Genomic DNA, 25,126 nt, shown 5'->3' on the forward strand with positions numbered 1-25,126 from the left:
ATGGGATTCATAAGTTCGTCACCCGACGCCGCATCGAGGCGTGCATTTTGATAGCAAACCACATGGAGCGGCGAAAAAATCGCCCGCGCTTCGAATCGAGAACTCGCGCTCCGAGGGTCGATTTCGGCCGGTCAACGCCTCGTTACCGAGAAGAAATGGGGGAATTCGCCGCTCGCGCCGGAGGGTGTTTCGAAACGCGAGATTACTTGCCGCCCTTGGCCGCCTCTTCGGCGGACATCGGAACGCCCTTCGGGGGTTTGAGGTTCGCCTGTTCGCCGGTTCTCGTGTTCTTCGTCTCGACCTCGCCGCCGTGCGTGCTGACGAGACCGCCCTGGATGTCGGAGTTGATGACCTTCGTCGTCCCGTACCACGACCAGACGCCGCGGTTGTTGACCGCACCGGGACTGGAACAGTTCTCGCCGCAGGGCGGCGTCTTCTCGTCGACTTTCACCACGCAGTTTTTCACGTACGGCGTGCGGTCGCCCTTTGCGTTCGTCCGAATGTTGGAGATGTTGTTCGAGTGGAAGTACGAGTCCTCGACGTTCGTGATACCGGTCGCGCCCTGACTTCCCGGACCGGATGCGTAGAGACCGTTGTTGACGGTCTTGGCGATGTGCGTGCGACGCACCGTGATGACGCCCTGGTGCGGGAGGTTCGCGTTCACCCAGACGCCGCCGCCGCTCTGTTTAGGCTTGATACCGTCGCCCATGTAGACGTTCTCGATGAGCCCCTCGCCGTCCGACGACTCGACGCCGGGCATCATGATGAAGCTCTCGCCGCTGTGCTCGCCTTTGATACCGATGTTTCGGATGGTCCAGCCGCTTCCGCTCGTCGTGAACGCCACGCCCGCGCCCTCGGCGGACACGTCGATGAGCTTGTTCTCGTAGGTCTGCCCGTCGCCGACCTCGATGGCCTTGTGCTCTCCGGCGGAGACGGTGATCGTCTCGTACTCCGCCGCGTTCGCGAGACCGCTCACGCCCGCGGCACCCGTCGCGGCGACCGCGGCGCCGGCCATCTTCAGATACGAACGCCGGTCGAGTAACGATGCATTGTCGGTCTTTTCGTTCTCAAGTTCGCGTGCCATGCAGGCTCAACGAGAGATTGCCAACTTAAAAGTGCGTCGATTCAGGTTCAATGTTGTGCTAGTAATTTATAAGAACCGCTTGTTGCCCGGCGGTATCGTCGACTCGCGGAACCGGGGCGAATCGCCGCGTCGAGGCGCGTATCCCGCGATAACGTCCCGATAACGGGTCGCCATCCCTCGTTATCGGGGTGACCGCCGAGGTTACGCGCGGCGTACTGTCGGCTCGTCTACGTTTATCGCTCGGGAGCGCCGGAGCGCCGTCACGGACGAGCGCTGGCGGGGGTTCGCCGACCGGTAAGAGGCTCCTGTCGTTCGCTGATCCGGAGTATAACAAAGTGTTTCCGAGGGGGCGTTTCAGACGATATGAACGAGGGAGTGAGGGAAAAACGATTCGAAGCGCGTTCCGGCGAACGTCGCCGGCGAACGTTCGCCGCGGCATCGGCGACCGGGGGACCGACGAGGCGAGTCGCGGCCGTCGATTCGGAGCGTGGACGATGACCGAGAGGTCGAAAACCGTCGTGTTGGGGTTCGACGCGCTCGACTTCGAGCACCTCGACGCGTTCGAGGACGACCTACCGAACTTCGGTCGCCTCCGTTCGGAGGGCGTCGCCGCACCCCTCCGCTCGACGCACCCGCCGTGGACCGGGAGCGCGTGGCCGTCGATGTACACGGGTACGGACCCGACTCGCCACAACGCGTTCGCCTTCTTCGATTACACCGACGCGTACCCCGACGACGCGGCCATCGTCACGCGCAACGACGTGAGCGCGCCGGCCCTCTGGAACTATCTCACGGCCATCGACGAACCGTCCGTCGTTCTCAACGTCCCCGTCACCCACCCCGCCGAACCGCTCTCCGGCGCGCTCGTCCCGGGATATCTGGCGAGCGAGGACGCCGAAGGGTATCCCCCGGACGTCAGGGACGAACTGTCGGACGCGCTCGGCGAGGAGTACACCATCTACTCCGAAGACGAGATGTCGAGCGACGAGGGGGCGAAGCTCGACGGATACGTCGAAATCGTCGGTCTGCGCGAGCGCGCCGCCCGGCACCTCCTCGAAAACTGGGACTGGCGCGTGGCGGTCGTGCAGGTCCAGAAAACCGACGCCGTCTTCCACAACTTCGACGACCCCGCCGCGTTCCGGCGCGTCTACCGGGCGGCGGACGACCTCGTCGGAACCGTGCTGGAGACGGCGGGCGACGCGAACGTCGTCGTCTGCTCCGACCACGGGATGGGCCGAACCGACGGCTACAAGATATTCGTCAACGAGGTGCTCCGGGAACACGGGTTCGTCGAGGCGACCGGGGACGGCGACGCCCACGGAACCGGCCTCTCGGCGGTGAAGGGGTCACTCGTGAATCCCGGCGAGAAAACGGACGACGAGGCGAACCGAGACTTCTCGCGAGCCGCACTTTCGCGGGCGGTGGCCGGACTCGACGCCGTCGGCATCACGCCGGGGTCGGTGTACGCCGCCGCGCAGCGGGTCGGCGCGGACTCGTTGCTGAAACGCGCGCTTCCGGCGAACGTGCTCGACGCCGCCGAACGAACCGTCGATTGGCGTCGGTCGCCGGCGTACTGTCGCGCGCTGGGCGAACTCGGCGTCCGCGTCAACCTCGAAGGCCGCGACCCCGAGGGGGTCGTCCCCGAGTCCGAGTACGAGGCGGTTCGGTCGGAGATAATCGACCTCCTCTCGGCGCTCCGAACGCCGGACGGGGAACCCGCGTTCGAGTTCGTGAAGCGGGCCGAGGAGGTGTCCGACGGCGACGACCCGCTGAGCGGCCCCGACGTGGTGTTCTTGCCCGCCGGGATGAACCACCTGGTGCTTCCGAGCCTCGTCGGCAAACGATTCCTCCCCGTCGACGAGTACAACCACAAGCGGGACGGCGTGTTCATCGGCGCGGGGCCCGCGTTCGACGCGACCGCGGAACCGGACCGACTCTCGCTGACCGACGTCGCGCCCGTCGCCATGGCGGCCGCGGGGCTTCCCGTTCCCGAGCGGATGACCGGAACCGTCCCGGAGGGGCTGTTGACGGTTCAAGTGAACGAGCGGGAGTACGCGGACGTCGAGTACGGAACCGCCGGAGAGAGCGGCGACGAGGGACGGGTCGAGTCGCGGCTGGAGGACCTCGGCTACCTGTAATCCATGGGAACGGAACGAGAACTTCGAAACCTCCTTTCGAGTGCGAGCCTCGTGTTCGTCGGGGCCGCGGTCGCGTCGGTCGCGAAGCTACTCGAACGCATCATCCTCGGACGAAGCCTCTCGACGGCGGCGTTCGGCGAGGTGAACATCGCGCTCACGACGATGTCGCTGGGCGTCACGTTCGCGCTCGTCGGGTTCGGACAGGGGGTTCCGCGCTACATCTCGCGGTTCGACGACGAGCGGGACGTGCGGGGCGCGTGGCTGACCGGCGTCCTCTTCACCGGGGCGGTGGGCGTGGCGCTGGCGGGTATCCTGTATCTGAACGCCGATTTCGTCGCCTCGAACCTGTTCGACGGCCCCGATTCGAGCCGCCTGCTCCCGTTGTTCGCGCTCGCGGTTCCGCTGGTCGTCGGCTATCAGGTCGGCGTCGGCGGAATCCGCGGATTCGAGAACACGATCTACAAGACGTACGTCGGCGACCTGCTCTACCCCTTCGGCAGGCTGCTCCTGCTCGGCGGGTTGCTGTCGCTGGGTTTCGGGGCGGTGGCGGCGGGGTACGCCTACCTCCTCAGCGCCGCCGCGGCGGTCCTTGCGGCCCATTACCTGCTGAACAGATTGCTGCCGCTCGTCGGTCCGTTTCGACTGCACGTGCGCGAGATGGCGACGTTCTCCGCCCCGCTGGTGGTCTCGTCCGTCCTCGCGGACCTCCTCACCCGAACCGACACGGTGATGCTCGGCTACTTCACGACCTCCCGCAAGGTCGGCCTCTACTCGGCGGCGTACCCCCTCGCCAACAGCCTCCTCATCGCGCTCGCGTCGTTCGGATTTCTGTACCTCCCGCTCGCCTCGCGACTCGACGCGAACGGGGAGCGCGACGAGATAACCACGATATACCAACTCACGACGAAGTGGGTCTTCGTCGTCACGTTCCCCGCGTTCCTCCTCTTCGTGACCTTCCCCGCCGACATCCTGTCGGTGTTCTTCGGCGACCGCTACGCCGAGGGCGCGCTGGCGCTCGCCATCCTCTCGGTCGGTTTCTTCACGAACGCCGCCGGCGGTCGAAATCGCGAGACGCTGTCGGCGCTCGGCCACACGAAGCTGATACTCGCGGGGAACGCGGTCGCGTTCGTCCTCAACTTGCTCATGAATCTCGTGCTGATTCCGACCTACGGGTTCGTCGGGGCCGCGGTTGCATCCGCGACCGCGAACGTCGCCCTCAACGCCTTCATGTTCGCCGTGCTGTGGTCGAAGTTCGGCATCACGCCCTTCTCCCGGTGGACGGTCCGAACGATGACGCGCGTGCCGCTGCTCCTGATTCCGCCGACCGCGTTGCTAGCGCGGACGGTTTCGCTCACCGCGTTCACGCTCCCGCTCGCGCTGCTCGCGGCCGCCGCGGGAACCCTCGTCGTCGTCTCCACGCTCGGCTGTCTCCAACCCGAGGACAGGGTCGTCGTCGACTTCGTGGAGAGCGTCACCGATACGAAACTACCGTTCCTGCGCGGTTACGTCCCCGAGTCGGCCGAGTGAGCTTCGCGGTCGTCCGCCGGGCGTCGACCCCCCTCCGCGCGTCGAGCGCACGGGGGAGGGTCCGCCGTGCGTCGAACGCTACGTCGCGAACCCGATGGGGAGGGGCGGCCCGAGGAAGAGCACGACGACGCCCGCGGCGAGCGAGAGGAGGCCGGTCGCTACCGAGAACTCCCGCCCCCACGCCGCCGGGAGGCGTTCGACCGTGACCACGGTCGTGAGCGCGACCATCCAGAAGTAGTTCATCTCGCCGAAGAAGGGCATCACCAGGAAGAACGGCCCCAGACAGACGAGGAGACAGCTCACGCCGTGCTCGACGCCTTTCCTGAGACCGTCCGCGACGCGCGCGTTGTGGGGGAGGACGCGCGAACAGCAGGTTCGCAGCCGCGACCGTTTGAACCCCGTGAGCTGGTAGCAACCGGTGAGCGCGAGCGCGCCGCCGACCGCTAACCGGGTGTGCGCCTGCGCGAAGCCGTAGATACCCCCCGGCAGGAGCGCGTGCAAACCGAGAGGGACGACCCCGGAGAACAACCAGACGACCCCGTATCCGACGTGGAACGCGACGACGGTCGCCGCGACGACGGCCGTCGACCCTCGGAGCGCGTCGGCGTAGTCGCGCGTGAACCGCGTCATCGGCGGGTACATCATCGCCATCATCATCACCCCCCACGTGACGACGTAGCCGGCGAACGCGGCGCTCGTGCCGGCGTGAAAGGCGGCGAGTTCCATCGCACCCGGGGCGGCCATCGGGATCCCCCGATTCGCGAGCCACGTCATCCCCAGCATCGGAACTCGACCGGTGAACAGGAGCGTCCACCAGAGCGCGTCGAGCGCGACCATGGCGACGACGACCGCCGTGGTGCGATCGACGCGGTCGGCGAGCGCGAACCGACGCTCGCTCGCCACCTCCGCGCTCATCGATGGTCGCGGAGTGCTCCGCGTCGAACGTCGCGCACTGACTCCGCGTTCGCGGCCGCTCCCTTCCGCAGCGCGACCCACGACGTACACTCCGGACAGGCGAAGACGCGCCCGTCACGGTCGCCGAGCACGCGGGCGAACTTCGGATCGACGTGTTCGTTGTCACAGCCCTCGTTCCGGCAGGTGACGAACCGCGACGACTCGTCACCGTCGGAACCCCACGAGGGGTGCGTTCGATGCGTCGCTTCGGTGCTGAATTGACTCGCTTTCGACATTGGTTAGTGCCTTACGCGTATCGCGTCTCGATGTTCGTCCGAAACCGTCCGGAACGCTCGGTTCGCGTCGACTCGTCGCACTCCGACCTGCGTCGTCCCCCGCCGTGCGGCGCTACCCGTCCACGTCATAGCCGAGCGTTCGAATCGCGGCGGCGAGGTCGCCCTTCGCTCCGTCGTTCGCGGAGACGACGACGACGCTTCGCTCGTGGTCCGCGTCGACCGCGCTCGCCGCGCTCGTTCCAGCCAGTTCGCGTTCGATGATTCGTTCGCAGCCCTCACACCGCATCCCGTCGACATGGAACTCGTATCGTTCCATACCGAACTATCGTCCTCCGCCGACTTTATTCCCCATTTTAGTACAGAAAAATAACCTGTCGTCACGGGACACCGACGGCCCGGTGGCGACGGTAGAGATAGACCGCACACATCGTCGCGACGCTTCCCAGCCAGGAGAGCACCGACAGCGAGAGGTTGACCCTGGGGCCGAAGACGTAGCCGCCGCCGAGATAGCCGACTATCGGCGTCAGCGCACCTCCGCCGACGTACAACCACCAGTGGGGGTTCCACTCCCCGCGTCTGCGGAGGTGGGTCGCGTCCCGGTACAGCGCCGGAAACGTCGCCAGGCTGGCGAGACCGAGCGCGAGGACGACCGCGATCGCGCCGATCCCGATGAGGGTTACCCGGTTCGTGACGCCGACCAACGCGAGGAACGCGGCGACCCCGAATCCGACGGCCAAGAGGTACGCCGCGAGCACGTACCAGTAGAGTTCGCGGGTGTCGGGGTCGGTCATCGTTCGATCACGGTGCCTCCCGCACCCACCGCGACGTCCGTTTCTCCGACGGTCACACCCCGAAGGTCCGACTCGACGGGCGTCGTCGACTCTTTCCAGCCCTCGTCCGACGCGCGCTCGTAGACGCGACCGCCGGCCCCGACGGCGACGAGTTTCGACTCGCCATCGGCGAGTCCGTGGAGGGCTCCGTCCCCGGCGTTGATGGGCGTCCAGTTCTCGCACGCGCGGTCGTAGCGATAGACGCGACCGCCGCCGCCCGCGATGAGCAACCGGCCGCCGCCGGCGTGAACGTCGAAGAAGTTCACTTGCGCGTTCTTCACGCCGATGTCGGTCCACCCCTCCTCTCGCTCCTCGAAGGCGTTTCCGCTCGTGTCCACGGCGTAGGCGCGCCGGTCGCCGAAGTCGAGCGCCGGAACCGTCGACCCGCTCCCCGGCTTCACGACCTCGCCCCACTGCGGGCAGCCGTTCTCGTCGGTCGTGACGGGGAGCACCTCGCCGGAACCGTTCGCCACTCGAAGCGTTTCGTCCCCTCGCTCGCCGCTGACCGCGATGGCCTCCCACGTGCTCGTCTTCTCCTTCGGGGCGGAGTAGTCGTACTTCCTCCCGTCGGACACGTCGTAGCAGCCGAGCGCGCCCGACGACCCGGCGAACCAGATTCGCTCACCGTCTTCGGTCGCGTCGACGCAGGTGAGCGCGTTCTTTCGCGTCGCCGGGCCGTCCCGAACCGCGAATCGCCACTCCCCGTTCCGCCCGCTGAGGACGTTCCCGCCGGTTCCCACGGCGAACGGACCGTTCGCAGTCGAGACGACGTCGTAGAGGGCCTTCGAGGTGGGCGACTCCGCCTCCCGCCACTCTCTCGCTCCGCTCGAACGGCCCGAATCGGTCGGGCCGTCGGACGGGCTATCGGGCGGCGAGCTATCGGACGGGGAGCCGTCGTTCGAGCGTCGTTGCTGGTCGTCGAGTCGGTTTCGTATCGATGAAAGCAATTTCATGCGGTCTCCGAAATCAGTCGATTCGGCAGCCGATTCGAAGCGCGACGGCGAAGACGACGGGCACCGTCCCGCCGAGCAGAACCGCGGCGGCGGTCGTCAGTTGCGGCCGCCGCGCGAGCGCCGGGAAGTACGTCGGCACGGTGAATCGCGCGCCGACGTACGCCGTCGCCACCGGCAGGACGACGAAGACGTACACCAGGAAGGCGACGCCCAGCGTCGTCTCCGCCCAACTCACGTCCGCTCCTCCAGCGCGGCGACGACGTCCTCGACGACGTCCTTCGGAATCGTCACTTGGGTGCGCCGCTTTCTCCCCCAGACGTTCTGAATCTCCAGCGCCTCGCTGTCCGGGTCGTTTCCGTAGTGCCCGACCCAGACGCCGCAGTGAGCGCCGTCCGGGTCCCGCACCATCTCGCCGTCGTCGCGGCTCATGACAGCAGCGCGCGAAGCTTCTCTCGGTAGTCCGCCAGCGCGCGCCTGACGGCCTCGCGGTAGTCGGCGATCGATGCGGTCTCGTCAGCGGTCGGCGCGGTGTCGTCGGTTGAATCGGTAGTCATGGTCCGAAGGTCACCCGGTAGTCCGCCAGCGCGCGCCTGACGGCCTCGCGGTAGGCGGAGGTCACTGCGGTTTCGTCGATGGTCGATGCTGCGTCGTCGGTCGAATCGGAGGTCATGGTCCGAAGGTCATCTTGTGTTCCTTGTACAGTACGCCCGTGAACAGCGCGAACGGTACCAGTCCCAGGAGCGCGAACAGCAGGGCCAGTCTGAGAACCAACGGAATCCCGAACGTCGTCGTGAGGTACCCCAACACGGCGACGCCCGACGAGAGGAACAACACGATGCTCGTCAGCGCGAGTCCGAAGCTCCACTTCCGGTAGCGCCACGGCAGGTTCTCCGACCGGCGGAGCATCTTGATGAGCACCGCTATCGGCGGGATGGCGAGCGCGAGCAGTTGCAGGACCGAGAGCGCGATGCCCCGGCTCATGACTCCTCGCCGTCGCCCTCCAGCGCGAGCAGGCACTCGTCCTCCCACTCTCGGTGCGCCCGCAGTCGCTCGTCGGCCCGGCTCGTCAGCCGGTAGACGTTCGTTCGACCGTCGAGCGGAAGCTTTCTGACGAAGCCCGCATCGACGAGTTCGTCGAGGTTCCGGTAGAGTCGACCGTGATTGACGGGTTCGCCGTAGTGCTCCTGGAGCTCCTGCTTGACGGCCTGTCCGTTCGGGTTGGTTCCCGAAAGACGGGCCACCGTCAACAGCAGATCGCGCTTGAACCCCGTCACGCCCGCGAGCGGACGGGGGTCGATTCCTGGGTTGGGTTCGGGTTCACTGGCATCCATTGTTTTACCGGCGGCGGTTGCCGCCGAGAGCCGCGCGCGGGGGTCGAACCCGCCGACCGGCCTGGTTACCGGACGCGGCCGAGACGTTCGAACAGCCGTGCGATTCGCGGTTCGTGTCGGACGAACAGCGTCCCGAGGACGCTCGTCGCCAGCACGTAGCCGACCGCGAACTCCGGGACGAACCTCACGGGAACGGTCGCGCTCCGCGCCATGGCCGCGAGCACCAGCGAGAACTCGCCGCGCGCTATCAGCCCGATTCCGACGCGGAGCGAGCGGCGTCGGCCGAGTCCGTAGATGCGACCGCTCACCGCCCCGCTCACGACCTTGCTGGCGATGGTCGCGACCAGCGCGACGGCGAGCAGCCCCGCGATGTGTGCGAGAACCGACGCCTTCGTGGCGAGACCGATGGCGAAGAAGAAAATCGCGGAGAAGAGGTCGCACGCCGGTTCGAGGGTGCGTTCGATGCGCTCATCGTGTCCCGTCCGGCCGAGCGCGACGCCCACGAAGAAGGCGGCGATCCCCTTGCTCACCCCGAACGTCGCCGCGACGGCCGCGACGGCCGCGACGACTCCGAGCACCCGCAGGACGAACAGTTCGTTCGACTCCCCCGCTAGCAGCCGTTCGAGCACCCCCGTCGCATACCACCCGACGGCCGCGACGGCCCCGAGCAGCGCGAATCCGGTGGCGAGCGAGAGCAGCGCGTCCGCGAACGACCCCCCGTCGAGCGCCATCGACGAGACGACGGTCAGGTAGACGGCGATGACCACGTCCTCGAAGACGAGCGACCCGAGGATGGGGTCGCTCTCGCGACCGGCTATCCACCCCTGATTCAGCAGCGATTCCGTGACGATGGCGCTGGAGGAGATGTAGACGATTCCGGCGAGAAAGAGGATTTCGAGCGGCGAGAATCCGAACAGCACGCCGAGCGCGACGCCGACCGCGTAGTTACAGACGAAGTCCACGACGCCGCTCCCCACGACGCGGTTCCAGTCGTCGAGCAGCCGATCGGCGTCCACGTGCAGGCCGAGGAAGAACAGCAGCAGGACGACGCCGAGGTCTGCGAAGGCGCGGAGGAACTCCGTTTCGGCGACTATCGCTATCGGTACGCCGCCGACCGACGTCGGCGCGCTCGGACCGACGAGAACGCCGGCGATGATGTACGCCGGGATGACCGACTGGCCGGCGCGAGCGGCGACCGTTCCGGCGAGCGCCACCACCACGAGGACGACGGCGACCTCCGCGAACGCCGTCATCGCTCGGCGAGTCGGGCGAGGTCGGCCAACTCTTCGCGCGTTCCGACGGCGACCAGCGCATCATCCCCGCGAACTTCGAAGTCGGAGTCGGGCGCGGGGTGGGTCTCGCGGGCGCGCTGGACGGCGATGACGGTCGCTCCCGTCTCCCCTCGGATAGCCGCCTCGTCGAGCGTCGAACCGGACAGGGGGGAGGCGTCGGTCACGTCCACCCACTCGATGATGGCGTCCCCGAGGGGCAGTTCGACCGCGTCGTGCTCCACCGGCTGGAAGTAGCCGCCCGCCAGAATCGTCGCCAGCTTCCGGGCCTCCGCTCCCGCGAGGTCGAGTAGCTTCTCGTTTTCGTCGTCCATTCGGCGGTACAGCTCGCGTTCGCCGTCGTGTCGCAGCAGGACGACGAGCCGATCCGTTCCTCGGTCGAGTTCGTACTTCCGGCCGACGCCGGGAATCGAGGTTTCGTACACTTTCATGGGGTTACGAGGGGCAGGAGGTACGTCTTCCAGAGCCAGTCGAGCGGCGTCCACACGCCGAACGCGTGCGAGAGCACGTCGTCCAGCGCGACCAGCGCGAACAGGACGACGACCCCTCGCCACCGCGTTCCGTACCGGGTCGTCGCCGCGCCGCCGAGGAGGACGCCGACCGTGCCGAGCAGGCAGGCCGTCGCGCCCGGCGCGGGGTAGTACCGCCACACGTGCGCCCACCCGAACAGGGCGAACAGGGCGCTCCCGGCGACCGCGGTCGGCTCCTCGCGGGGGTAGTCGTCCCACCGCAGGGCGCAGGCGAACAGGACGATGTACAGTCCGTACAGGAAGTGGTGCGGTGCGAACAGCGCGCCGTCGGGTATCGATTCGGCGGGAAATGACATTGGTCAGGATTCTCGTCGCTCCGCGAACCACTCCCACTCCCGCGACCGGAAGCCGAGTTCGCGGAGGTTCCACGGGTCGTCGGTCTCGACGCGGTCGCCGCGCGACAGCGACCGCGCGACGTTCCAGAGCCAGACGAGTTGGGCGATTCCGAGGACGTAGGCGCAGACGGTGGCGACCATCTGCAGGGGTGCGAAGCGCGGAGGGTAGGTCGCCATCCGGCGCGGGAGGCCGTCCATCCCGAGCAGCACGAGGACGGTGAACGCGCCGACGACGCCGACCGCCGAGAGCCAGAAGTGGAGTTCGGCGAGGCGGGGGTCGTACCACCGTCCCGTCAACAGCGGGAACCAGTAGTAACAGGCGGCGAAGAGCGCGAACGCGGACATCCCGACGAGCATGAAGTGGAAGTGGCCGACGACGTAGTAGGTGCCGTGGAGCAGTCGGTCGACCGGGATGGCCGCCAGAAAGACCCCCGTCACGCCCCCGACGACGAAGTTCGCTATCGCGCCGACGCAGAACAGCATGGGGGCTTCGAGGCGAACTCGCCCGTTCCACAGCGTCGCCATCCAGTTGAACGTCTTCACCGCGCTCGGCACCGCGATGGCCAGCGTCACGGCCATGAAACTCGCCTGGATGCGCGGGTCGAGGCCGGTCGTGAACATGTGGTGCGACCACACGCCGAACGAGAGGACGCCGATGGCGAGCGTCGAATAAACGACGAACTCGAACCCGAACAGCTTCCGCCCCGCGAACCGCGGAATGACGTAGCTCAGGATACCCATCGGCGGCAGGACGAGGATGTAGACCTCCGGATGACCGAAGAACCAGAACAGGTGCTGCCAGAGGAGCGGGCCGCCGCCGGGGGTCGTGAAGAACGTCGTCCCGAAGTTCCGGTCGAGCAGGAGCATGACGAGCGCGCTGCCGAGCATCGGAAACGCGAAGACGACGAGTCCGCCCGTGACCAGCATCGTCCACGAGAAGATGTCCAACTCGGCCCACGAGACCTCCCGACAGGCGACGACGGTCACGACGAAGTTGATGCCCGACATGACCGTGCCGAGTCCCGAGAGGTGGAGACCCAGCAGCAGGAGGTCGATGTCCGGGTTCGGCATCTCCGCGGAGAGCGGGGGATACATCGTCCAGCCGACGGCGGGGGGACCGACGCCGGGGACGCCGAGGACGTCCGCGACGATTCCCGCCCGCATCAGCAGCGCGGCGGGCGGGAGCACCCAGAACGCGACGGCGTTCACACGCGGGAACGCCATCTCGTCCGCGCCGACGAGGATGGGGACGAGATAGTTCCCCACGCCGAAGACGACGGGCCCGGCGAACAGGAAGAGCATCGTCAGCCCGTGGGTCGTAAAGAGTGCGTCGTAGGTCGCCGCGCCCCAGACGCCGGGGCGCGGCGACAGGGCGTCGGTGCGGAGCATCATGGCGTCCAACGCGCCGAGCAGTCCGGCGCCGGTCCCGAACAGGAGGTAGAGCAGGCCGATGTCCCGGTGATTCACGGTCGTGAGCCAGCGTCTCACCCCCGTCGGTCGTTCGGCGGACATTCACGCCCTCGACCTCCTGACGAACCGCAGAAACTCCCGACAGCCGAGCAAGCCGACGCAGGTGGCGAGTCCGAACGCCAGTTCCGCGCCGAACCCGTAGAGCAATCCGCCGACGAGCGGGGCGGGGACGACCGCCGCGCGGCGGGCGACCAGGTAGGCGTCCGAGACGCCGTTCGACCGCGTCGCTTCGGCGAGAAGCCGCTCGCGGACGGGACGGGTGGTGAGCGAGCCGCCGAGGCACGCGAACAGCGCGACGGCGACCGCGACGCTCTCGGCGGTGGCGACCAGGAGGGGTACCAGCGCCGCGACCAGCACACCAGCAACCGCGACGCCCTTCGCGCTCACCTCCGCCGCGAGCCTCGTCGCGAGGGGTCCGCCCGCCATCGCCGTCGCCGTCTCGACCGCGAGCAGGAGCGCGAACGTCGCTTCCGGCTGAAATCGGACGCCGAACGCGGTCGCCTCGAGGCGGAGGTGGTGGACGACGACGATGACGAGGAAGTAGGCGACCATGCCGACGGCGAACCGAACCAGAACGTCGCCGAGCAGGAGGGAGCGATTCGTCGAGGAGAGTTCCCGCAGCGCGGCGCGCGCTCGTGACGCCGACGGAACGTCCGGCGGATCCGAACCGCCGTCGGAGCGTTCCGCGGCGGATTCGTCCGCGTCGTCGACCGCGCGAATCTCGGCCGCCACCGCCGCGGTGAGACCGGCGCTCGCCGCGAGCGCGAGCAGCACCTGATAACCCGCGAGGAAATCGGGCGCGCCGACGAACAGACCGCCCGCGACGGCGAGCGCCGCGAGAAACGGCGCTCGCCGGTTCGTCCCTCCATCCGTTTCGAAGGAGTTCGTCCGACGGAGCCGCGACAGGAACGCCGACGAGTCGGTTCGCCAGAGCCACAGGAACGGAAGACCGGCGAGCACCCAGACCCACGGTTCGAACGCGACGACTATCGCGGAGAACGCGCCCAAGAAGGGGGCGGAGAGCCACAGGACGAGACCCCCGGTCGCCACCGCGCCGACGACGAGGGTCGTTCGTCGTCCGACCGCCCGCTCCACGTCGCGCCGAACCGCGGGCGCGACGAGCGACAGCCCCAGCGCGGCGCTCCCGAACAGTCCGACCAACCACGCTCGCGCGCCGAGCAGTCGAAGGTACTCGGGGACGTACCGCAGCGCCACCGCGACGAGCGCCCCGAAACCGACCGTGAACGCGGACGTTCTCCCGGTCATCGTAGGGTTCGGTACGCCTCCCGGAGCTTTTCGACGATTCGCGCCAGCGCGCCGCCGAACCGACGGAACGCCTCGCCGACGAGACCGAGCGCCCTGACGAGATTCGCCGCCGCGCGCCGGAGGGGTCGCGCCGCGTCGACGAGTCCGCGGACCAGACCGACCGTCGCGCCGCCCGCGATTCGGAGGGCGGCGGCGACGTGACCCGCCGCGCGGCGAACGTCGACCAGCGCGTCGCCGACGACGCCGGGTAACGCGACGAGGGCGTCACCGACTCGCTCGGTGCCGTAGGCGGCGGTCACCTGCGCGAAGAAGAGCGGCGTGAAGAGCAGGTTCAGGACGACGGTGTACTCGCTCGGGGCCGTGCCGCCGACCGCGCCCTGCGGCGGAACGAGATCGAGTCCCGAGAAGAGGTAGTGCACGACGATGCCGGCGACGACCGCCGCGACGAACATCGCGGCGAACAACACCGCGGCGATTCGCGCGCCGTAGTATCGTCGGTACGCGTTCACGATGGGCGGGATGATGAGGTCGGCGAAGATGAACGCGAGCACGCTTCCGAAGGCGATGCCGTTCTGCCAGAGGACGAGGGCGAACGGAACGTTACCGACCGAACAGACGAACGTGAGGACGCCGATGAGCACGGCGATGACGGAGTTCGACGCCACCCACAGGAACCCGGAACCGCCCGTGCTGAACAGGGTCGTCCACCACGTTCGGGGGACGAGCGCGGCCAGCAGGCCCGCGATGAGAAAGCCGACCGCGATGTCCTTCCAGAGCATGTCCCACTCCTTCACCGTGCTGGTGGCCGCCCGCGTCCACGCTTCGAGGGACGTGAGTTCCTCCGTCGGATCCGTTTTCGACGGTGCCGACTCCCGGTTGCGGTACACCATCTCGCAGCCGGAACAGCAGAAGCGGCGCGTTTCGTCGTCCACCTTCGCCGTCACCGTCTCCCCGTCGTCCGGCGACGCGTCCATGCCGCAGGCGGCGCACGTCGCTCCGTCGAGTTCGTACACGTGGCGTCGCGCGCGTTCGAACCACTCGTCCGGCACGCGCCGAAAGACGAGCGCGAGCACCGCCACGGCGACGAGTCCCCCGGCGAAATCGGCGGCGACGAACTGCCAGCCGAGCAGAATCCACATCACCAGCCCGAGTTCGACCACGAGGTCGGTGGCCGCGAACTGGAACGCCGCGAAGCTGGCGACCGGGGACGCCCCCTTCTTGAACAGCGTCTTCGCGGTCGCTATCGCGGAGAACGAACAGCTGGAGGAGGCGATGCCGAACAGCGTTCCGAGGCCGACCTCGCGCCAACCGTCGTCGCCGAGGTAGCGACTCATCTGTCTCTCGGTGACGAACTCGTCGACCGCGCCGGTGAGCGTGAATCCGAGGACGAGCGCCCACCACGTTTCCCACGCCATCCCGATGGCGAGTCCGATACCGTGCAGTAACGAAGTGATGATTGACATTGTTGTTGTTCGCTCGAACGGCAAAGAAGACACTGTCGCGCCGGGAGGTCATCCGCGCGGGAGGCGCGTCGTCCAGGCGGGCGCTCACCGTCTAGTTCTGTCTCTAATAGTAAAAATCTTATTTACAATTCCTAGAAATAAAACTCATTTTTAATCGTTTAGTCGCCTATTTGTGATATTCCACAACGGTTCCGCTTTCGCCGACGGAAATAGCGGGGTGCTCGGTCGTCCCCAGGCAGACGCCGTGTAGCGATTCGCCGTTCGACGCTCGTTCGCGCCGCCACCCGTCGGGCGTCAGTCGGAAGGCGCCGCCCGAATCGCCGACTGCGAGGCCGCGGTGACGCTCGCGCTCGACGGCCAGCAGGGCGTTCTCGCCCGCCCGCGAGCGCGTCCACGTGAACCCGTTGTAGCCGAATATCGACCCCGCATCGCCGACCACGTCGATCTCGTTCGACCGGAGCGGCGCGATATCGTGGAGGTTGACGCTTCCCCGCCGGATGCCGATTCGCCGCCACGTCTCGCCGCCGTCGACCGTCTGGAAGACGTTGCTCGACGTGTCGGTCACGAACCCGAAGCCGCGGCCGGTGAACTCGACGCTCGTGATGCTCGATCCGCCGCCGGGCTTCACGGGGTCGCTCCACTCGACCCGTCCGTCCGCGTGGGTCGCCCGCACTACCTCCCCGGAACCGTTCGCGAGGGAGACCACCTCCGCGCCGGCGAGTCCGACGACGCCCGTCGCTTCCCACGTGCTCGTCATCCCCTTCGGCGCGGAGTGGTCGGTCATCGAACCGGCGTCCACGTCGTAGACGCCGACGACGCCGCTGTCGCCCGCGACCCAGAGGTGGCGTCCGTTGTCGGTGACCGACGCGCCGCGGAGGGCGTTCCGCGCGCCGGACGGGCCGGCCTCGACGACGACCCGCCACCCGTCGCCGCGGCGCGCGACGATGCGACCGCCCTCGCCGACTGCGTACGGCCCCTTTCGCGTCATGACGACGTCGTACAGCGTCATCTCCGTCGGCGATTCGACGGCGATCCACTCGCCGTCGTTTCCGTCGTTTCTCGTGCAACCGCCGAGCGCGAGCACGCCCACGCTCGCCGCTCGCAGGAACCGGCGTCTCGTGGTCATCGCTCTCGAGCGCCGGGCGGGCGCTCGCCCTTCGGGGTGAACGCTCCCGGAGCGGAGGTTCGTTTGAGGACGGTCGCGACCCGAATCACGTACGCGAACAGGATGGCGAAGGGGCTGAACGCGATGGCCAGCGAGGCGGTGACGAGCAACAGCAACGGCAGTTCCCCCACGATGGGCGGGTAGCCGGTCGCGTATATCATGATGACGAGCGTCGAGACGAGGACGGCGGCCACGCCGCTGTACGCGATCCGCCGCGACAGTTTGGCGAGTTCCTGTTGCAGGTACATCGTCTTGAAGTACTGGCGGGTGACGTCCACGGACACGAACAGCTCTTGAAGCTCCGAGAGGAGGTCGTCGGCCTCCGGCGGTAACGAGTCGTCGTACGTCGTCCGCATTCGTCGCGCCTCGTTGCAGTGCTCGGAGTAGTCGTCGTTCATCACGGGGAGGAGAACGCTCCAGATGCGCGCGTCGCCGTCGAGGTGCGTCTCGACCGAATCGGCGCGTCCCGCGACCGCGGCCGCGTACTCGCTCACCTCCTCGCGGCAAACCGCGTCCGGACACCCCGTGCAGGCCGCCTCCAGCGACGCCGCACGGTCGCCGATGGCCCTGTATATCAACCGGAGAAACCCCGCCGGGTCCGTGGTGCTCACCGCGACGTTCGGAAGCATCTCCTCGACGTCGGCGCGGAACGACCGCACGCTCAGGACGCGCTCGCGCAGTCGCTTCGGCGTGCCCAGCACGCGGGAGACGGTCAGTTGGTTGATGGCGATGACGAGGGGGACGAACGAGAACAGCCCCGCGATGATGGTGCTGAACATCGTCGTCACGAAGCCGCTCTCCCGAACGCCGATGACGTCGGTGAGACCGAGCACGAGCGTCGCCGCGAAGACGCCGCCGACGAGGCCGCGCTCGATCGTCCTTCGGTCGGCTTCGAGCAGGAGCCATCGCCTCGCCCGTCGGCGGTTCTTCGTGCTTCGGAGCACCGAAACGAGCAGGCGCAGGCCGACGAACAGCGTTCGGAGCGTCACCCGGAGGAACGCGCCTAGCAGTCGGAGGATGCGAACCAGCGGTCGGTCGTCTTCGTCGGTCATAAGTGGATGGTGGACACGTTCGTCAGGAACAACACGAGCGCCCCGATGAGCGCGATGAGCGCGAGGATGCGCCGGAGCATCACGCTCCGGGTTCTACGAAGGTCGGACCAGTCGCCGGGGTGGTAGCCGAAGTACCAGAGCGTGACGATCGCGCCGAGGTTGATGGCGAGGACGTTGACCAACACCACCGCCGCCGACCCGAGGACGACCGTCGGATGCAACCACGCGATGCCGACGCCCATGACGCCGATGGGCGGCATCACCGCCGCCGCTATCATCACGCCGACCAACGAGGTTAGCCCGCTGGTCGAGAGGCTGACCGCGCCCGCGATTCCCGCGCAGAGCGCGACCGCCACGAGCAGGAGCGTCGGGGAACTGTGAATGCTCAGTTGGAGACTGGCGCTCACGTCGATGGCGCTCTTTCCGCCCGTCGCGTATCTCACGAACAGGGCGAACGCCAACGCGCTGGCGACGGATATCGCGCCGCCGATGGCTTGCATGCGCGCGCTGGTGAGAAACAGGTCCTCGTCGCCGATGACCGTCGCCACGCTCGTCGCCATCGACGGGCCGAGCAGCGGGGCGATGACCATCGACCCGACCATCACCGACACCGAATCGAGCAGCACGCCCGCGGTGGCGACGATCGCGCTGATGGCCGTCATGATGGCGAAGACGATATCGTCGGGGATGAGGTCGGCCGCCTTCGAGTGCAGTTCGCCGCGGGCGACGCGACGGTGTCCGAACGTCCCGACGGTTTCGTACTGCTTCTCGACGTGGTCGAATCTGGACGACACGATGGCCTCGGGCTTGGTGACGACCGTGTAGATGTCGTCCTCGACGCCGAGGTCCTCCAGCGCGGTGCGGAGGGACTCGACGTGGTGCGCCGGAACGGGAAACGAGATGCGCGCCGATTCGTTCGATTCGGCCGAATCGGCGGTGTGGTCCGAGACGGTGTAATCGAGTTCCTCCCGGTCGAGGAACTCGACGGTTCGCTCCCGCGCTCGTTTCGACATCGCCATCACGTCCACCAATCTCATATCTTTCCGTGCCATGGCACTCACTGTCGGCGAGTTCGGTTACGGCGGTCGTCGCCCCGTCCGAACGACTGAGGATGCATCACAGGTATTCGAGGTCGTCCACCGACGGCCGTTCGCTCGCGTCGACATCGAACGCTCGACCGTAGAGGCCGACGACCGTCTCGCGGATTTCGGCGAGGCGGTCGCTTCGGTCGTCCGTGCAGTCCGTACCGCAGCGGGCGACGAGTTCGTCCGCCGCCGTTCGTTCGTACTTGAGGCTGCCCGCGCACCGCGGACAGCGCGGCTCGACGTGCACGCTCATCCATCGAACGTCGAATCCGAGGCGGTCGAGGCGTTCGGCAAGCGCGTACCAGACGTACATGTCCCACGCCTCTCGCCCGTTCGCCGTTCGTTTGAGGCGTCTCAGCGCGAGAGTCGCCTTCGAGTAGAGTCGCGAATCCGTCCCGTGGTGACGCTGGTGACAGCGTCGGAAGTGATTGAATACCGCGACCTTGGACGAGCGGAGCGACCCGTTGGTCAGTTCGCCGTCCGGTGAACGCACCGCCGAATACTCGTCGCTCTCCACGCACCTGCGCGAACGGCCTTCGTCGTCGTAGTGAAGCTCTTCTGATAGCGGTGCACCGCTTTTCGGACAGAACGCGTAGTTACCTTTCATCTCTGTCGAACGAGAAACAGCGGACTGTTCGGTTGGGGGTCATCCGCACCTCGATGGTCCGTCGCCCGAACCGCACTGACATAACATACTCGGGGCTGTTCGCTTAAAAATATCACTACAATATACTTAGACGGATTAATTTATTAGACAGATACAAGGAATGAAATTCTCGGATTATGTTTCCGTTAACGAAGTGGGGGAGGATATACCGGAGGTGAGTACGGCCGGTTCGTCACCGTCGAACTCGAACCGGCCGCCGAATCGTCCGCGATCGGGTTGGCGGTAACGTATAGCGACACGCAGTTTATCGTCCGTCCGGCGGCCGAGAATCTTCCGCGACCAAGAGCGGAGGCGTCGTTCGAGGGGAGCGCATTCGACGGTGCGACCGGTCTCGAAGCGCCGGGGCGTACGCTGGCGACCGCCGGGGTCCGCTTCGGAACGTTTCGAAACCGTCGCGGCTCCGCCGCCGATCGTTCGACGCGGGTCGCGAACAAACCGGACGAGTAGCGGGGCGATCTCTCGAAGCGAGCTCTCGGACGAAACGACCTCGCGCTTTCGACCCACGCGGAACGGATTCGGTGTAGATTCAGTCGGCTCCGAGATATCTCCCTGTAAAGCACCATGCATGGCCTGCTGGCGGTACCACGAAGAGCGATATTCGAGTATTGAGGGCGCGAGGAAGGGCCTATCGAAGGGGATAAAGTCCCTTATCACCCCACGTGGGACAAATTGATATACCGGGGGCGAGACGCGCAACCATGGGCGACGAGTCGAGCCGAACTGTCGTGAAGACGTACATTCCCGAGTACCAAAAAGACGAGTGGCGGGCGCACGCCGAGGACCTCGACATGAGCCAGAGCGAGTTCGTCAGGGCCATGGTACAGGCCGGGAGACGCGGTTTCGAACTCGCCCCCGCGCAGACCCATTCCGAGGGGTCGAACCCCGGGGGTGACGAGCTGGAAACGCGGTTGCTCGACCTCCTCTCCTCGGAGGGTACTCTGTCGTGGGACGAACTGGTCGAACGACTCGCCGGGGACTTCGAAGACAGACTCGACCGCGCGCTCGACGAACTCCAGTCCGAGAACCGAGTGCAGTACAGCGGGCGGCGCGGCGGGTACGTCCTCGTCGGAGGTGACGATGGCGACGAGTAGCCCCGCCGATCCGAACCCCGACGACCCGGTGGGCTACTTCCTCCAAGACCTCCTCTACCACGGGAAGAGCGAACGAACGCGCGACGCCTACGAGCGTGTTTTGCGGCGCTTCGAGGCGTTCCTGAGAGACCCCGGCCGGAACCCTTCGGGGCGAAGCGTCGCGCCCGGAGCGGCCACGCAGCGCGACTGCATGGCGTGGATTCACACCCTCCGAGGCGACCGCGCCGAAAGCACCGTCGCCACCTACGCCTCCTACCTCCACCGATTCTACGCCTACATGACGCAGGTCGGCGCGTTCGACTCGAACCCGATGGCGCTCGTGGTCGAGGAGATGCACGAATCGGTCGACAAGGACCCGACCCGTCGTGAAATTTCGGTGGCGAGCATGCGGGAGTTCGTCGCCGACGTCACCCACCCGCTGGAGCGCGCCGTGGTTCTCACCCTGTTGAAGACCGGGATGCGCGTCGGCGAGGCGTGCAACCTCGACCTCCGGGACGTGAACATCGCGGACGAGAACGTACGATCCGCGTACGCGCTGGGGGAGCGACCGCAGTTGGACGGACGCCCCGACTCCATCTTCGTCGCCGCGGACCCGGTGCGCGGGCAGGTCGTCAACGGGGAGGAGCGCACCGCGTCGAACAAGCGAAAGCGCGAGACCGTCGTCCCGGTGGACGACGAACTCAGTCGAGTGCTCGTTCGGTGGCTGGCGATTCGACCGGACGCGATTTCCCGCGCGGAGCCGTTGTTCGTCAGCACGAGCGGCGATTGGGGCGAACGCCTGACGCCGAAGATGGTTCGAAACGCCGTCGAGCGCCACGCCCGCGATGCCGGTTGGTACCGAACCGGCGGCGGCGCGGAAGAGAACGTCACGCCCCATTACTTCCGCCACTTTTTCACCACGCACCTCCGGGACCGCACCGGCGACCGCGGCATCGTCAAGTACCTCCGGGGCGACGTGGCGAGCGACATCATCGACACCTACACCCACAACTGGGGGGACCGGGTGCGAGAGGTGTACGAGGCGAACGTCTACTCCTTGCTGTGAATCCGCGCCGCGGACTCGTCTCGAACCGTCGTCTCCCGTTCGGTTCGTTTTCGACGCGACCGTCGGTACGCGCGCGGTCGAGGAAGCGATTTCTCGCACGGAATCGGCGTCCGAAGTGTCGACTGATTCGAACGCCCGCTCCTCGGCCGCCGTCGCGGCCCCGCCTTCTCGGATGCCGTCGGACTCCCTCGCCGCGAATCGATGGGGCGATTTCGGCGCTTCGGCCGTTTCGCCTGGTGCCGGTAGCCGGTTTTCCTCCGCTCATCGACGGCGACGCGCCCCGACGGAGCATCGAAGGTGAACCGTTCAGGGGTCGACGTTCACCGTGGCCGGTGGAAAATGTCGCCCGAATTTCACGTGTCCGTTCCGCACCGAACTAATAAATCGTATATCGCTATATCAACCGGATTGGTGAAACGGCTCTTCCGACCGATGGAGAGGACCGCTCGGTCAACGGAAAGTTGAGGGCCGTAAACGGTGGCGATCCGGGAAGTAACGCACCGTAATCCGCAGTACCTTCGCGCCCACGGGGATTACCGAAGTTCACGTACAGGTAGGTACGAATTGGAAAATTGAAACGTCCTCTCCCTTTATCAAGGGGTCCGGCTTACGGGGTTGTGAAGTCACGATGACTGAACGAGAACCACGAGACACAGAAAACGTCGAATCGAAGGAACGTCGGTCGTTCATGAAGAAGGGCGCGCTCGCGACGGGGGCGCTCGCGTTGGGTCTCGGCAGCGCCGGCAGCGCGTCGGCGCAGGGACAGAACGTGCTGGTGTACACCTACGACTACCACCCGAACGTCCAGTTCCGGGTTATCCAGTCGCTGGAGCAATCGACGACGGTTCGACTCCTCTCGCGCCCCGGCGGCGGTAACGTTCCCGAAATCAGCCAACCGGACGACTACAACGCGTACATCATCCGCTACCTGCTGGGGGGTGGGGACGGCGGACAGGGTCAGATCACGACGTTCGTGTTCGGCCGCGACTTGTCGTTGAACACCGGTTCCACTCGCAGTTTCTCGGGCGACGCGTCGGTGTTCAGCAGCACGCTCAACCTGCTCAGCACCAGTATTGAGGGCGGCGGCGGTGGCGGCGGTACCACGACCACCACGACCACCCAAAGCTAGTCCTGAACTCCGCTCCAACCACCGTTTTTGTACCGCATGCGTTTCGAGGCGATGCACCCGGAGGCGTAGCGTTCGGTGAACCCGGCGACCGCGAGCCGGGGACGGAGAATCAGTCGTCCGCGGTGACGGTTCGTTCGTGTTCTACCGTCGTTCCGAGCACGTCCAAGAACTGCGACAGCCACTCGACGTGGTCGCCCCAGTCGCGCCCGGTCACCAGATTCCCGTCGGTGGTCACGCCGTCGTAGTACTCCCCGCCGGCGTCCTCCACGTCCGTTTTGAGCGCGGGATAGGCCGAACAGGTCCGGCCCTCGATTACGTCCGCCGCCGCCAGAATCTGCGCGGCGTGGCAGATGGCGGCGATGGGCTTGTCCTCGTCCGCGAAGTGGCGCACCGTCTCGACGACCTCGTCGCGGGTCCGGAGGTACTCCGGCGCGCGCCCGCCGGGGAGGACGAGTCCGTCGTAGTCGGCGGGGTCAACCTCGTCGAACGCCTTCGTGAGCGCGAAATCGTGACCCCTCGATTCCATGTACGTCTGGTCGCCCCGGAAGTCGTGAACCGCGGTCTTCACCGTGTCGTCCGCGTCCTTGTCGGGACACACCGTGTCCACATCGTGACCGACCGCTTGCAGGGCTTGAAACGGTACCATCATCTCGTAGTCCTCGCCGAAGTCGCCGACTATCATCAGGAGTTTCTTCCCGTCCATGGCTTGCGCGAGTACGGTATCGATTAGCATAACGATACGGCTACCTGTCGACGAGCGGGGAGGAACGCGAGTCGTTCGCGTCGGTTACGCATCGCTCTCGGGGTCGCCGACCGGGTTTCGCGTCTCGCAGTACGGACACCGACTCCGGTAGTGGTCCAGATTCTCGCCGCAGTACCGGCATGTGTAATCGCCGTCCGGTCGCTCCGTCAGCGACTCCGAGCGAGCGCCCCACGGGAACGTTCCGGCGCGGTACGCCAGCACGCCGCCGATCGCGAGGACGACGACCGCGACCGCGACGAGTGTCGCACCGTCGACGCCGGGGAGCACCGCGCCGTTCCCTCCACCGGCACCGCCACCGCCGTCGCCGGAGAAGAACAGTCGCCGCGCGAGTCCCAGCAGTAAGAGCAGAACGAGTATTCGCGGAAATCGACCGCCGAAGAGCCTACTCCGCATCCTCCCACCGAGTTTCCATACCGTTTCTGAGTGCCGAGCGGAGATAAGGCTTCGGCGGCGCTGCGCGCAGGTATCGCCGGCCGAATCCTTCTATAGGCGTACACCGTCGAATACTTCGTCCGGGACATCCTCTGATACAATCATTACTTCCGTCTAACAGGCGTCACGGAAGTCTTCGGCGATCAGCACGCTGCGTAGTTGAATCCCTGCTTACGAGCTTTGTCGAAGTGCTGTCAGATCGTCAGGACGATACTGCGGATAAACTCCTTGCTCATCTTCTTACTTCCCTCGTATTTTGCGCTCCTCCCTGATTAGAAATCCTCGCTCGTCGTAACTGCCGACCGTAGAAAAAGTCAATTTAAACTCGGATGGTGCGGGCATCGTTTCTTTTACCATGAAAATAGATGCGAGTCTCTCATCCTGTTCTTAGTGAGACTCTATTCGTCTTAAATTTGTTTGGTCGTCGCGTAGATTCGTGACGAGACGTGAAGTAAGCGCCTTAAAATTCCGCGGTGTTTACTTTGACAATAGCGTTAAAATTGATCATGATTATAGAATTAATTGCCTGGTGAAAGTCGTTCAGCAAATTTGTGTTGGGGACAAATTTATTATAGGTAGGAAATTTTATATATAATGAGTAACGTATATTTAATTGCAATGCCTGGCAAAGAAACAATCGAACGGCGAATTGGACGCCGGAAATGGTTACAGACATTGGCGGTCACCGGAAGCGCGCTCGCTGGAGGAATCGGGACCGTCGTTGCGAAGGAAAAAACAAAGCTCGACAAGGCAGATCTAAAACGCGCGGAGAAGTTGCTCGGTAAGGTTGAAAATGCAAAGAATCCAGAGCAAGTCTGGAAACAAATGTCGAAAGAAGACCTCGAATTGATAAAGGAAGCAGTCACAATCCGTGACGTTACCGCCACGACGCAGGGCGCGGATTCAGACGGGGACGTTGGTATCAGAGCCACGGGCTGTAAAACAATAACGACAAAAATTGTAGGTTCTAGCTACCTCGGTGAGCAATGGAGATACTTTTTGGAAACGGACTTCTGCTACGACGGTGACGATATCACCTCCAAGCGGTATCGACGCTGGGCAGAAGTTCCCGGAGTTGCTTGGTCGTTTAACGGTCATATCGGCTTGGATGAGGTCGGTGGAGTTGGATCGTACCACTACAACGTTTGGACTCAAGGCGAGTTCGAATCGAGTGGAGTGGGTATGGAATGGGATCACGCGTATCCGTGGGTTGAGCACGACGTTTATGGAGATGGTAGCTGGACTGACGATGGCGATCACGGGGAGTGTAACGACTGCTAAAATATAATAT

General features: G+C 65.8%; 30 protein-coding genes. 7 read left to right on the forward strand and 23 right to left on the reverse strand.

From position 1 onward, the window contains the following. Positions 1 to 202: 202 nt before the first annotated feature. Positions 203 to 1,084, reverse strand: a complete 882-nt coding sequence (locus LIX00_RS02040) for a hypothetical protein (protein ID WP_227354518.1) — start codon at positions 1,082 to 1,084, stop codon at positions 203 to 205. A 494-nt stretch (positions 1,085 to 1,578) separates the two neighbouring features. Here LIX00_RS02040 and LIX00_RS02045 point away from each other — a divergent pair, with 494 nt between their 5' ends. Next, entirely contained in the window at positions 1,579 to 3,222 is a 1,644-nt protein-coding gene (locus LIX00_RS02045) for an alkaline phosphatase family protein (protein WP_227354519.1), read from the forward strand. Positions 3,223 to 3,225: 3 nt separating this feature from the next. Next, positions 3,226 to 4,749 (forward strand): flippase, encoded by a 1,524-nt coding sequence (locus LIX00_RS02050; RefSeq protein ID WP_227354520.1) that lies wholly within the window; start codon positions 3,226 to 3,228, stop codon positions 4,747 to 4,749. A gap of 78 nt (positions 4,750 to 4,827) precedes the next feature. Here the strand turns inward: LIX00_RS02050 and LIX00_RS02055 are convergent, their stop codons facing one another. The 20 genes from LIX00_RS02055 to LIX00_RS02145 all read right to left on the reverse strand — a co-directional run bounded on the left by LIX00_RS02055 (position 4,828) and on the right by LIX00_RS02145 (position 19,315). Then, entirely contained in the window at positions 4,828 to 5,664 is an 837-nt protein-coding gene (locus tag LIX00_RS02055) for a copper chaperone (protein WP_227354521.1), read from the reverse strand. Then, on the reverse strand, positions 5,661 to 5,939 hold the full coding sequence (locus LIX00_RS02060; protein WP_227354522.1) for a DUF7563 family protein: 279 nt from the start codon (positions 5,937 to 5,939) through the stop codon (positions 5,661 to 5,663). The genes LIX00_RS02055 and LIX00_RS02060 overlap by 4 nt, the downstream gene beginning before the upstream one ends. A gap of 112 nt (positions 5,940 to 6,051) precedes the next feature. Beyond that, a complete protein-coding gene (locus LIX00_RS02065) occupies positions 6,052 to 6,255 on the reverse strand; it encodes a heavy-metal-associated domain-containing protein (RefSeq protein ID WP_227354523.1) in 204 nt (67 codons plus the stop codon). Positions 6,256 to 6,316: 61 nt separating this feature from the next. Further along, positions 6,317 to 6,730: a hypothetical protein gene (locus LIX00_RS02070; RefSeq protein ID WP_227354524.1), complete on the reverse strand. Its 414-nt coding sequence runs from the start codon at positions 6,728 to 6,730 to the stop codon at positions 6,317 to 6,319. Beyond that, a complete protein-coding gene (locus tag LIX00_RS02075) occupies positions 6,727 to 7,722 on the reverse strand; it encodes a beta propeller repeat protein (RefSeq protein ID WP_227354525.1) in 996 nt (331 codons plus the stop codon). The genes LIX00_RS02070 and LIX00_RS02075 overlap by 4 nt, the downstream gene beginning before the upstream one ends. Positions 7,723 to 7,735: 13 nt before the next feature. Next, complete coding sequence (locus tag LIX00_RS02080) at positions 7,736 to 7,957, reverse strand: hypothetical protein (protein WP_227354526.1); 222 nt, start codon at positions 7,955 to 7,957, stop codon at positions 7,736 to 7,738. Continuing rightward, complete coding sequence (locus LIX00_RS02085; RefSeq protein WP_227354527.1) at positions 7,954 to 8,151, reverse strand: hypothetical protein; 198 nt, start codon at positions 8,149 to 8,151, stop codon at positions 7,954 to 7,956. Before LIX00_RS02085 ends, LIX00_RS02080 begins: the two co-directional genes overlap by 4 nt. Continuing rightward, positions 8,148 to 8,276: a hypothetical protein gene (locus LIX00_RS25905; protein WP_255679335.1), complete on the reverse strand. Its 129-nt coding sequence runs from the start codon at positions 8,274 to 8,276 to the stop codon at positions 8,148 to 8,150. Before LIX00_RS25905 ends, LIX00_RS02085 begins: the two co-directional genes overlap by 4 nt. A 112-nt stretch (positions 8,277 to 8,388) precedes the next feature. Continuing rightward, positions 8,389 to 8,703, reverse strand: a complete 315-nt coding sequence (locus tag LIX00_RS02090; protein WP_227354528.1) for a hypothetical protein — start codon at positions 8,701 to 8,703, stop codon at positions 8,389 to 8,391. After that, positions 8,700 to 9,053 carry a helix-turn-helix transcriptional regulator gene (locus tag LIX00_RS02095; RefSeq protein ID WP_227354529.1) on the reverse strand — a complete coding sequence of 118 codons (354 nt, stop codon included), beginning with the start codon at positions 9,051 to 9,053 and terminating at the stop codon, positions 8,700 to 8,702. The genes LIX00_RS02090 and LIX00_RS02095 overlap by 4 nt, the downstream gene beginning before the upstream one ends. A 65-nt stretch (positions 9,054 to 9,118) precedes the next feature. Next, positions 9,119 to 10,306 (reverse strand): cation:proton antiporter, encoded by a 1,188-nt coding sequence (locus LIX00_RS02100; RefSeq protein ID WP_227354530.1) that lies wholly within the window; start codon positions 10,304 to 10,306, stop codon positions 9,119 to 9,121. Continuing rightward, entirely contained in the window at positions 10,303 to 10,773 is a 471-nt protein-coding gene (locus LIX00_RS02105; RefSeq protein ID WP_227354531.1) for a cation:proton antiporter regulatory subunit, read from the reverse strand. The genes LIX00_RS02100 and LIX00_RS02105 overlap by 4 nt, the downstream gene beginning before the upstream one ends. Beyond that, on the reverse strand, positions 10,770 to 11,168 hold the full coding sequence (locus LIX00_RS02110) for a hypothetical protein (RefSeq protein ID WP_227354532.1): 399 nt from the start codon (positions 11,166 to 11,168) through the stop codon (positions 10,770 to 10,772). Before LIX00_RS02110 ends, LIX00_RS02105 begins: the two co-directional genes overlap by 4 nt. 3 nt (positions 11,169 to 11,171) lie before the next feature. Next, a complete protein-coding gene (locus LIX00_RS02115; RefSeq protein ID WP_227354533.1) occupies positions 11,172 to 12,719 on the reverse strand; it encodes a cbb3-type cytochrome c oxidase subunit I in 1,548 nt (515 codons plus the stop codon). Beyond that, the gene (locus LIX00_RS02120; protein WP_227354534.1) at positions 12,720 to 13,943 is read right to left on the reverse strand and encodes a hypothetical protein; all 1,224 of its coding nucleotides are present in this window, start codon (positions 13,941 to 13,943) and stop codon (positions 12,720 to 12,722) included. Next, positions 13,940 to 15,406 (reverse strand): permease, encoded by a 1,467-nt coding sequence (locus LIX00_RS02125; RefSeq protein WP_227354535.1) that lies wholly within the window; start codon positions 15,404 to 15,406, stop codon positions 13,940 to 13,942. The genes LIX00_RS02120 and LIX00_RS02125 overlap by 4 nt, the downstream gene beginning before the upstream one ends. A 166-nt stretch (positions 15,407 to 15,572) precedes the next feature. Continuing rightward, positions 15,573 to 16,532: a beta propeller repeat protein gene (locus tag LIX00_RS02130; protein ID WP_227354536.1), complete on the reverse strand. Its 960-nt coding sequence runs from the start codon at positions 16,530 to 16,532 to the stop codon at positions 15,573 to 15,575. Next, positions 16,529 to 17,623: a DUF7972 family membrane protein gene (locus tag LIX00_RS02135; protein WP_227354537.1), complete on the reverse strand. Its 1,095-nt coding sequence runs from the start codon at positions 17,621 to 17,623 to the stop codon at positions 16,529 to 16,531. The genes LIX00_RS02130 and LIX00_RS02135 overlap by 4 nt, the downstream gene beginning before the upstream one ends. Next, a complete protein-coding gene (locus tag LIX00_RS02140; protein WP_227354538.1) occupies positions 17,620 to 18,675 on the reverse strand; it encodes a TIGR00341 family protein in 1,056 nt (351 codons plus the stop codon). Before LIX00_RS02140 ends, LIX00_RS02135 begins: the two co-directional genes overlap by 4 nt. A 64-nt stretch (positions 18,676 to 18,739) precedes the next feature. Continuing rightward, positions 18,740 to 19,315, reverse strand: a complete 576-nt coding sequence (locus tag LIX00_RS02145) for a hypothetical protein (protein WP_227354539.1) — start codon at positions 19,313 to 19,315, stop codon at positions 18,740 to 18,742. Positions 19,316 to 19,591: 276 nt separating this feature from the next. On the opposite strand from LIX00_RS02145, the gene LIX00_RS02150 reads away from it, so the two are divergent. The 4 genes from LIX00_RS02150 to LIX00_RS02165 all read left to right on the forward strand — a co-directional run bounded on the left by LIX00_RS02150 (position 19,592) and on the right by LIX00_RS02165 (position 22,640). Continuing rightward, entirely contained in the window at positions 19,592 to 19,822 is a 231-nt protein-coding gene (locus LIX00_RS02150) for a hypothetical protein (RefSeq protein WP_227354540.1), read from the forward strand. 251 nt (positions 19,823 to 20,073) lie between these two features. Continuing rightward, the gene (locus tag LIX00_RS02155; protein ID WP_227354541.1) at positions 20,074 to 20,466 is read left to right on the forward strand and encodes a DUF5805 domain-containing protein; all 393 of its coding nucleotides are present in this window, start codon (positions 20,074 to 20,076) and stop codon (positions 20,464 to 20,466) included. Next, complete coding sequence (locus LIX00_RS02160; protein WP_227354542.1) at positions 20,453 to 21,511, forward strand: tyrosine-type recombinase/integrase; 1,059 nt, start codon at positions 20,453 to 20,455, stop codon at positions 21,509 to 21,511. Before LIX00_RS02155 ends, LIX00_RS02160 begins: the two co-directional genes overlap by 14 nt. Before the next feature lie 628 nt (positions 21,512 to 22,139). Further along, positions 22,140 to 22,640 (forward strand): twin-arginine translocation signal domain-containing protein, encoded by a 501-nt coding sequence (locus tag LIX00_RS02165; RefSeq protein ID WP_227354543.1) that lies wholly within the window; start codon positions 22,140 to 22,142, stop codon positions 22,638 to 22,640. Positions 22,641 to 22,749: 109 nt separating this feature from the next. On the opposite strand, the gene LIX00_RS02170 is transcribed toward LIX00_RS02165, so the two are convergent. Next, entirely contained in the window at positions 22,750 to 23,343 is a 594-nt protein-coding gene (locus tag LIX00_RS02170; RefSeq protein WP_227355653.1) for a DJ-1/PfpI family protein, read from the reverse strand. A gap of 84 nt (positions 23,344 to 23,427) precedes the next feature. Further along, the gene (locus tag LIX00_RS02175; protein ID WP_227354544.1) at positions 23,428 to 23,796 is read right to left on the reverse strand and encodes a hypothetical protein; all 369 of its coding nucleotides are present in this window, start codon (positions 23,794 to 23,796) and stop codon (positions 23,428 to 23,430) included. A gap of 657 nt (positions 23,797 to 24,453) precedes the next feature. On the opposite strand from LIX00_RS02175, the gene LIX00_RS02180 reads away from it, so the two are divergent. Beyond that, a complete protein-coding gene (locus LIX00_RS02180) occupies positions 24,454 to 25,116 on the forward strand; it encodes a hypothetical protein (protein ID WP_227354545.1) in 663 nt (220 codons plus the stop codon). Positions 25,117 to 25,126: the final 10 nt, after the last annotated feature.

Origin of the sequence: Haladaptatus salinisoli, assembly GCF_020614375.1 — an archaeon.
GTDB classification, from domain to species: domain Archaea; phylum Halobacteriota; class Halobacteria; order Halobacteriales; family Haladaptataceae; genus Haladaptatus; species Haladaptatus salinisoli.

What these genes read in the sequence shown, in the direction of transcription:
- LIX00_RS02040 (WP_227354518.1), bottom strand. Translation starts at nt 1,084, where the DNA reads ATGGCACGCGAACTTGAGAACGAAAAGACCGACAATGCATCGTTACTC.
- LIX00_RS02045 (WP_227354519.1), top strand. Translation starts at nt 1,579, where the DNA reads ATGACCGAGAGGTCGAAAACCGTCGTGTTGGGGTTCGACGCGCTCGAC.
- LIX00_RS02050 (WP_227354520.1), top strand. Translation starts at nt 3,226, where the DNA reads ATGGGAACGGAACGAGAACTTCGAAACCTCCTTTCGAGTGCGAGCCTC.
- LIX00_RS02055 (WP_227354521.1), bottom strand. Translation starts at nt 5,664, where the DNA reads ATGAGCGCGGAGGTGGCGAGCGAGCGTCGGTTCGCGCTCGCCGACCGC.
- LIX00_RS02060 (WP_227354522.1), bottom strand. Translation starts at nt 5,939, where the DNA reads ATGTCGAAAGCGAGTCAATTCAGCACCGAAGCGACGCATCGAACGCAC.
- LIX00_RS02065 (WP_227354523.1), bottom strand. Translation starts at nt 6,255, where the DNA reads ATGGAACGATACGAGTTCCATGTCGACGGGATGCGGTGTGAGGGCTGC.
- LIX00_RS02070 (WP_227354524.1), bottom strand. Translation starts at nt 6,730, where the DNA reads ATGACCGACCCCGACACCCGCGAACTCTACTGGTACGTGCTCGCGGCG.
- LIX00_RS02075 (WP_227354525.1), bottom strand. Translation starts at nt 7,722, where the DNA reads ATGAAATTGCTTTCATCGATACGAAACCGACTCGACGACCAGCAACGA.
- LIX00_RS02085 (WP_227354527.1), bottom strand. Translation starts at nt 8,151, where the DNA reads ATGAGCCGCGACGACGGCGAGATGGTGCGGGACCCGGACGGCGCTCAC.
- LIX00_RS25905 (WP_255679335.1), bottom strand. Translation starts at nt 8,276, where the DNA reads ATGACTACCGATTCAACCGACGACACCGCGCCGACCGCTGACGAGACC.
- LIX00_RS02090 (WP_227354528.1), bottom strand. Translation starts at nt 8,703, where the DNA reads ATGAGCCGGGGCATCGCGCTCTCGGTCCTGCAACTGCTCGCGCTCGCC.
- LIX00_RS02095 (WP_227354529.1), bottom strand. Translation starts at nt 9,053, where the DNA reads ATGGATGCCAGTGAACCCGAACCCAACCCAGGAATCGACCCCCGTCCG.
- LIX00_RS02100 (WP_227354530.1), bottom strand. Translation starts at nt 10,306, where the DNA reads ATGACGGCGTTCGCGGAGGTCGCCGTCGTCCTCGTGGTGGTGGCGCTC.
- LIX00_RS02105 (WP_227354531.1), bottom strand. Translation starts at nt 10,773, where the DNA reads ATGAAAGTGTACGAAACCTCGATTCCCGGCGTCGGCCGGAAGTACGAA.
- LIX00_RS02110 (WP_227354532.1), bottom strand. Translation starts at nt 11,168, where the DNA reads ATGTCATTTCCCGCCGAATCGATACCCGACGGCGCGCTGTTCGCACCG.
- LIX00_RS02115 (WP_227354533.1), bottom strand. Translation starts at nt 12,719, where the DNA reads ATGTCCGCCGAACGACCGACGGGGGTGAGACGCTGGCTCACGACCGTG.
- LIX00_RS02120 (WP_227354534.1), bottom strand. Translation starts at nt 13,943, where the DNA reads ATGACCGGGAGAACGTCCGCGTTCACGGTCGGTTTCGGGGCGCTCGTC.
- LIX00_RS02125 (WP_227354535.1), bottom strand. Translation starts at nt 15,406, where the DNA reads ATGTCAATCATCACTTCGTTACTGCACGGTATCGGACTCGCCATCGGG.
- LIX00_RS02130 (WP_227354536.1), bottom strand. Translation starts at nt 16,532, where the DNA reads ATGACCACGAGACGCCGGTTCCTGCGAGCGGCGAGCGTGGGCGTGCTC.
- LIX00_RS02135 (WP_227354537.1), bottom strand. Translation starts at nt 17,623, where the DNA reads ATGACCGACGAAGACGACCGACCGCTGGTTCGCATCCTCCGACTGCTA.
- LIX00_RS02140 (WP_227354538.1), bottom strand. Translation starts at nt 18,675, where the DNA reads ATGGCACGGAAAGATATGAGATTGGTGGACGTGATGGCGATGTCGAAA.
- LIX00_RS02145 (WP_227354539.1), bottom strand. Translation starts at nt 19,315, where the DNA reads ATGAAAGGTAACTACGCGTTCTGTCCGAAAAGCGGTGCACCGCTATCA.
- LIX00_RS02155 (WP_227354541.1), top strand. Translation starts at nt 20,074, where the DNA reads ATGGGCGACGAGTCGAGCCGAACTGTCGTGAAGACGTACATTCCCGAG.
- LIX00_RS02160 (WP_227354542.1), top strand. Translation starts at nt 20,453, where the DNA reads ATGGCGACGAGTAGCCCCGCCGATCCGAACCCCGACGACCCGGTGGGC.
- LIX00_RS02165 (WP_227354543.1), top strand. Translation starts at nt 22,140, where the DNA reads ATGACTGAACGAGAACCACGAGACACAGAAAACGTCGAATCGAAGGAA.
- LIX00_RS02170 (WP_227355653.1), bottom strand. Translation starts at nt 23,343, where the DNA reads ATGGACGGGAAGAAACTCCTGATGATAGTCGGCGACTTCGGCGAGGAC.
- LIX00_RS02175 (WP_227354544.1), bottom strand. Translation starts at nt 23,796, where the DNA reads ATGCGGAGTAGGCTCTTCGGCGGTCGATTTCCGCGAATACTCGTTCTG.
- LIX00_RS02180 (WP_227354545.1), top strand. Translation starts at nt 24,454, where the DNA reads ATGCCTGGCAAAGAAACAATCGAACGGCGAATTGGACGCCGGAAATGG.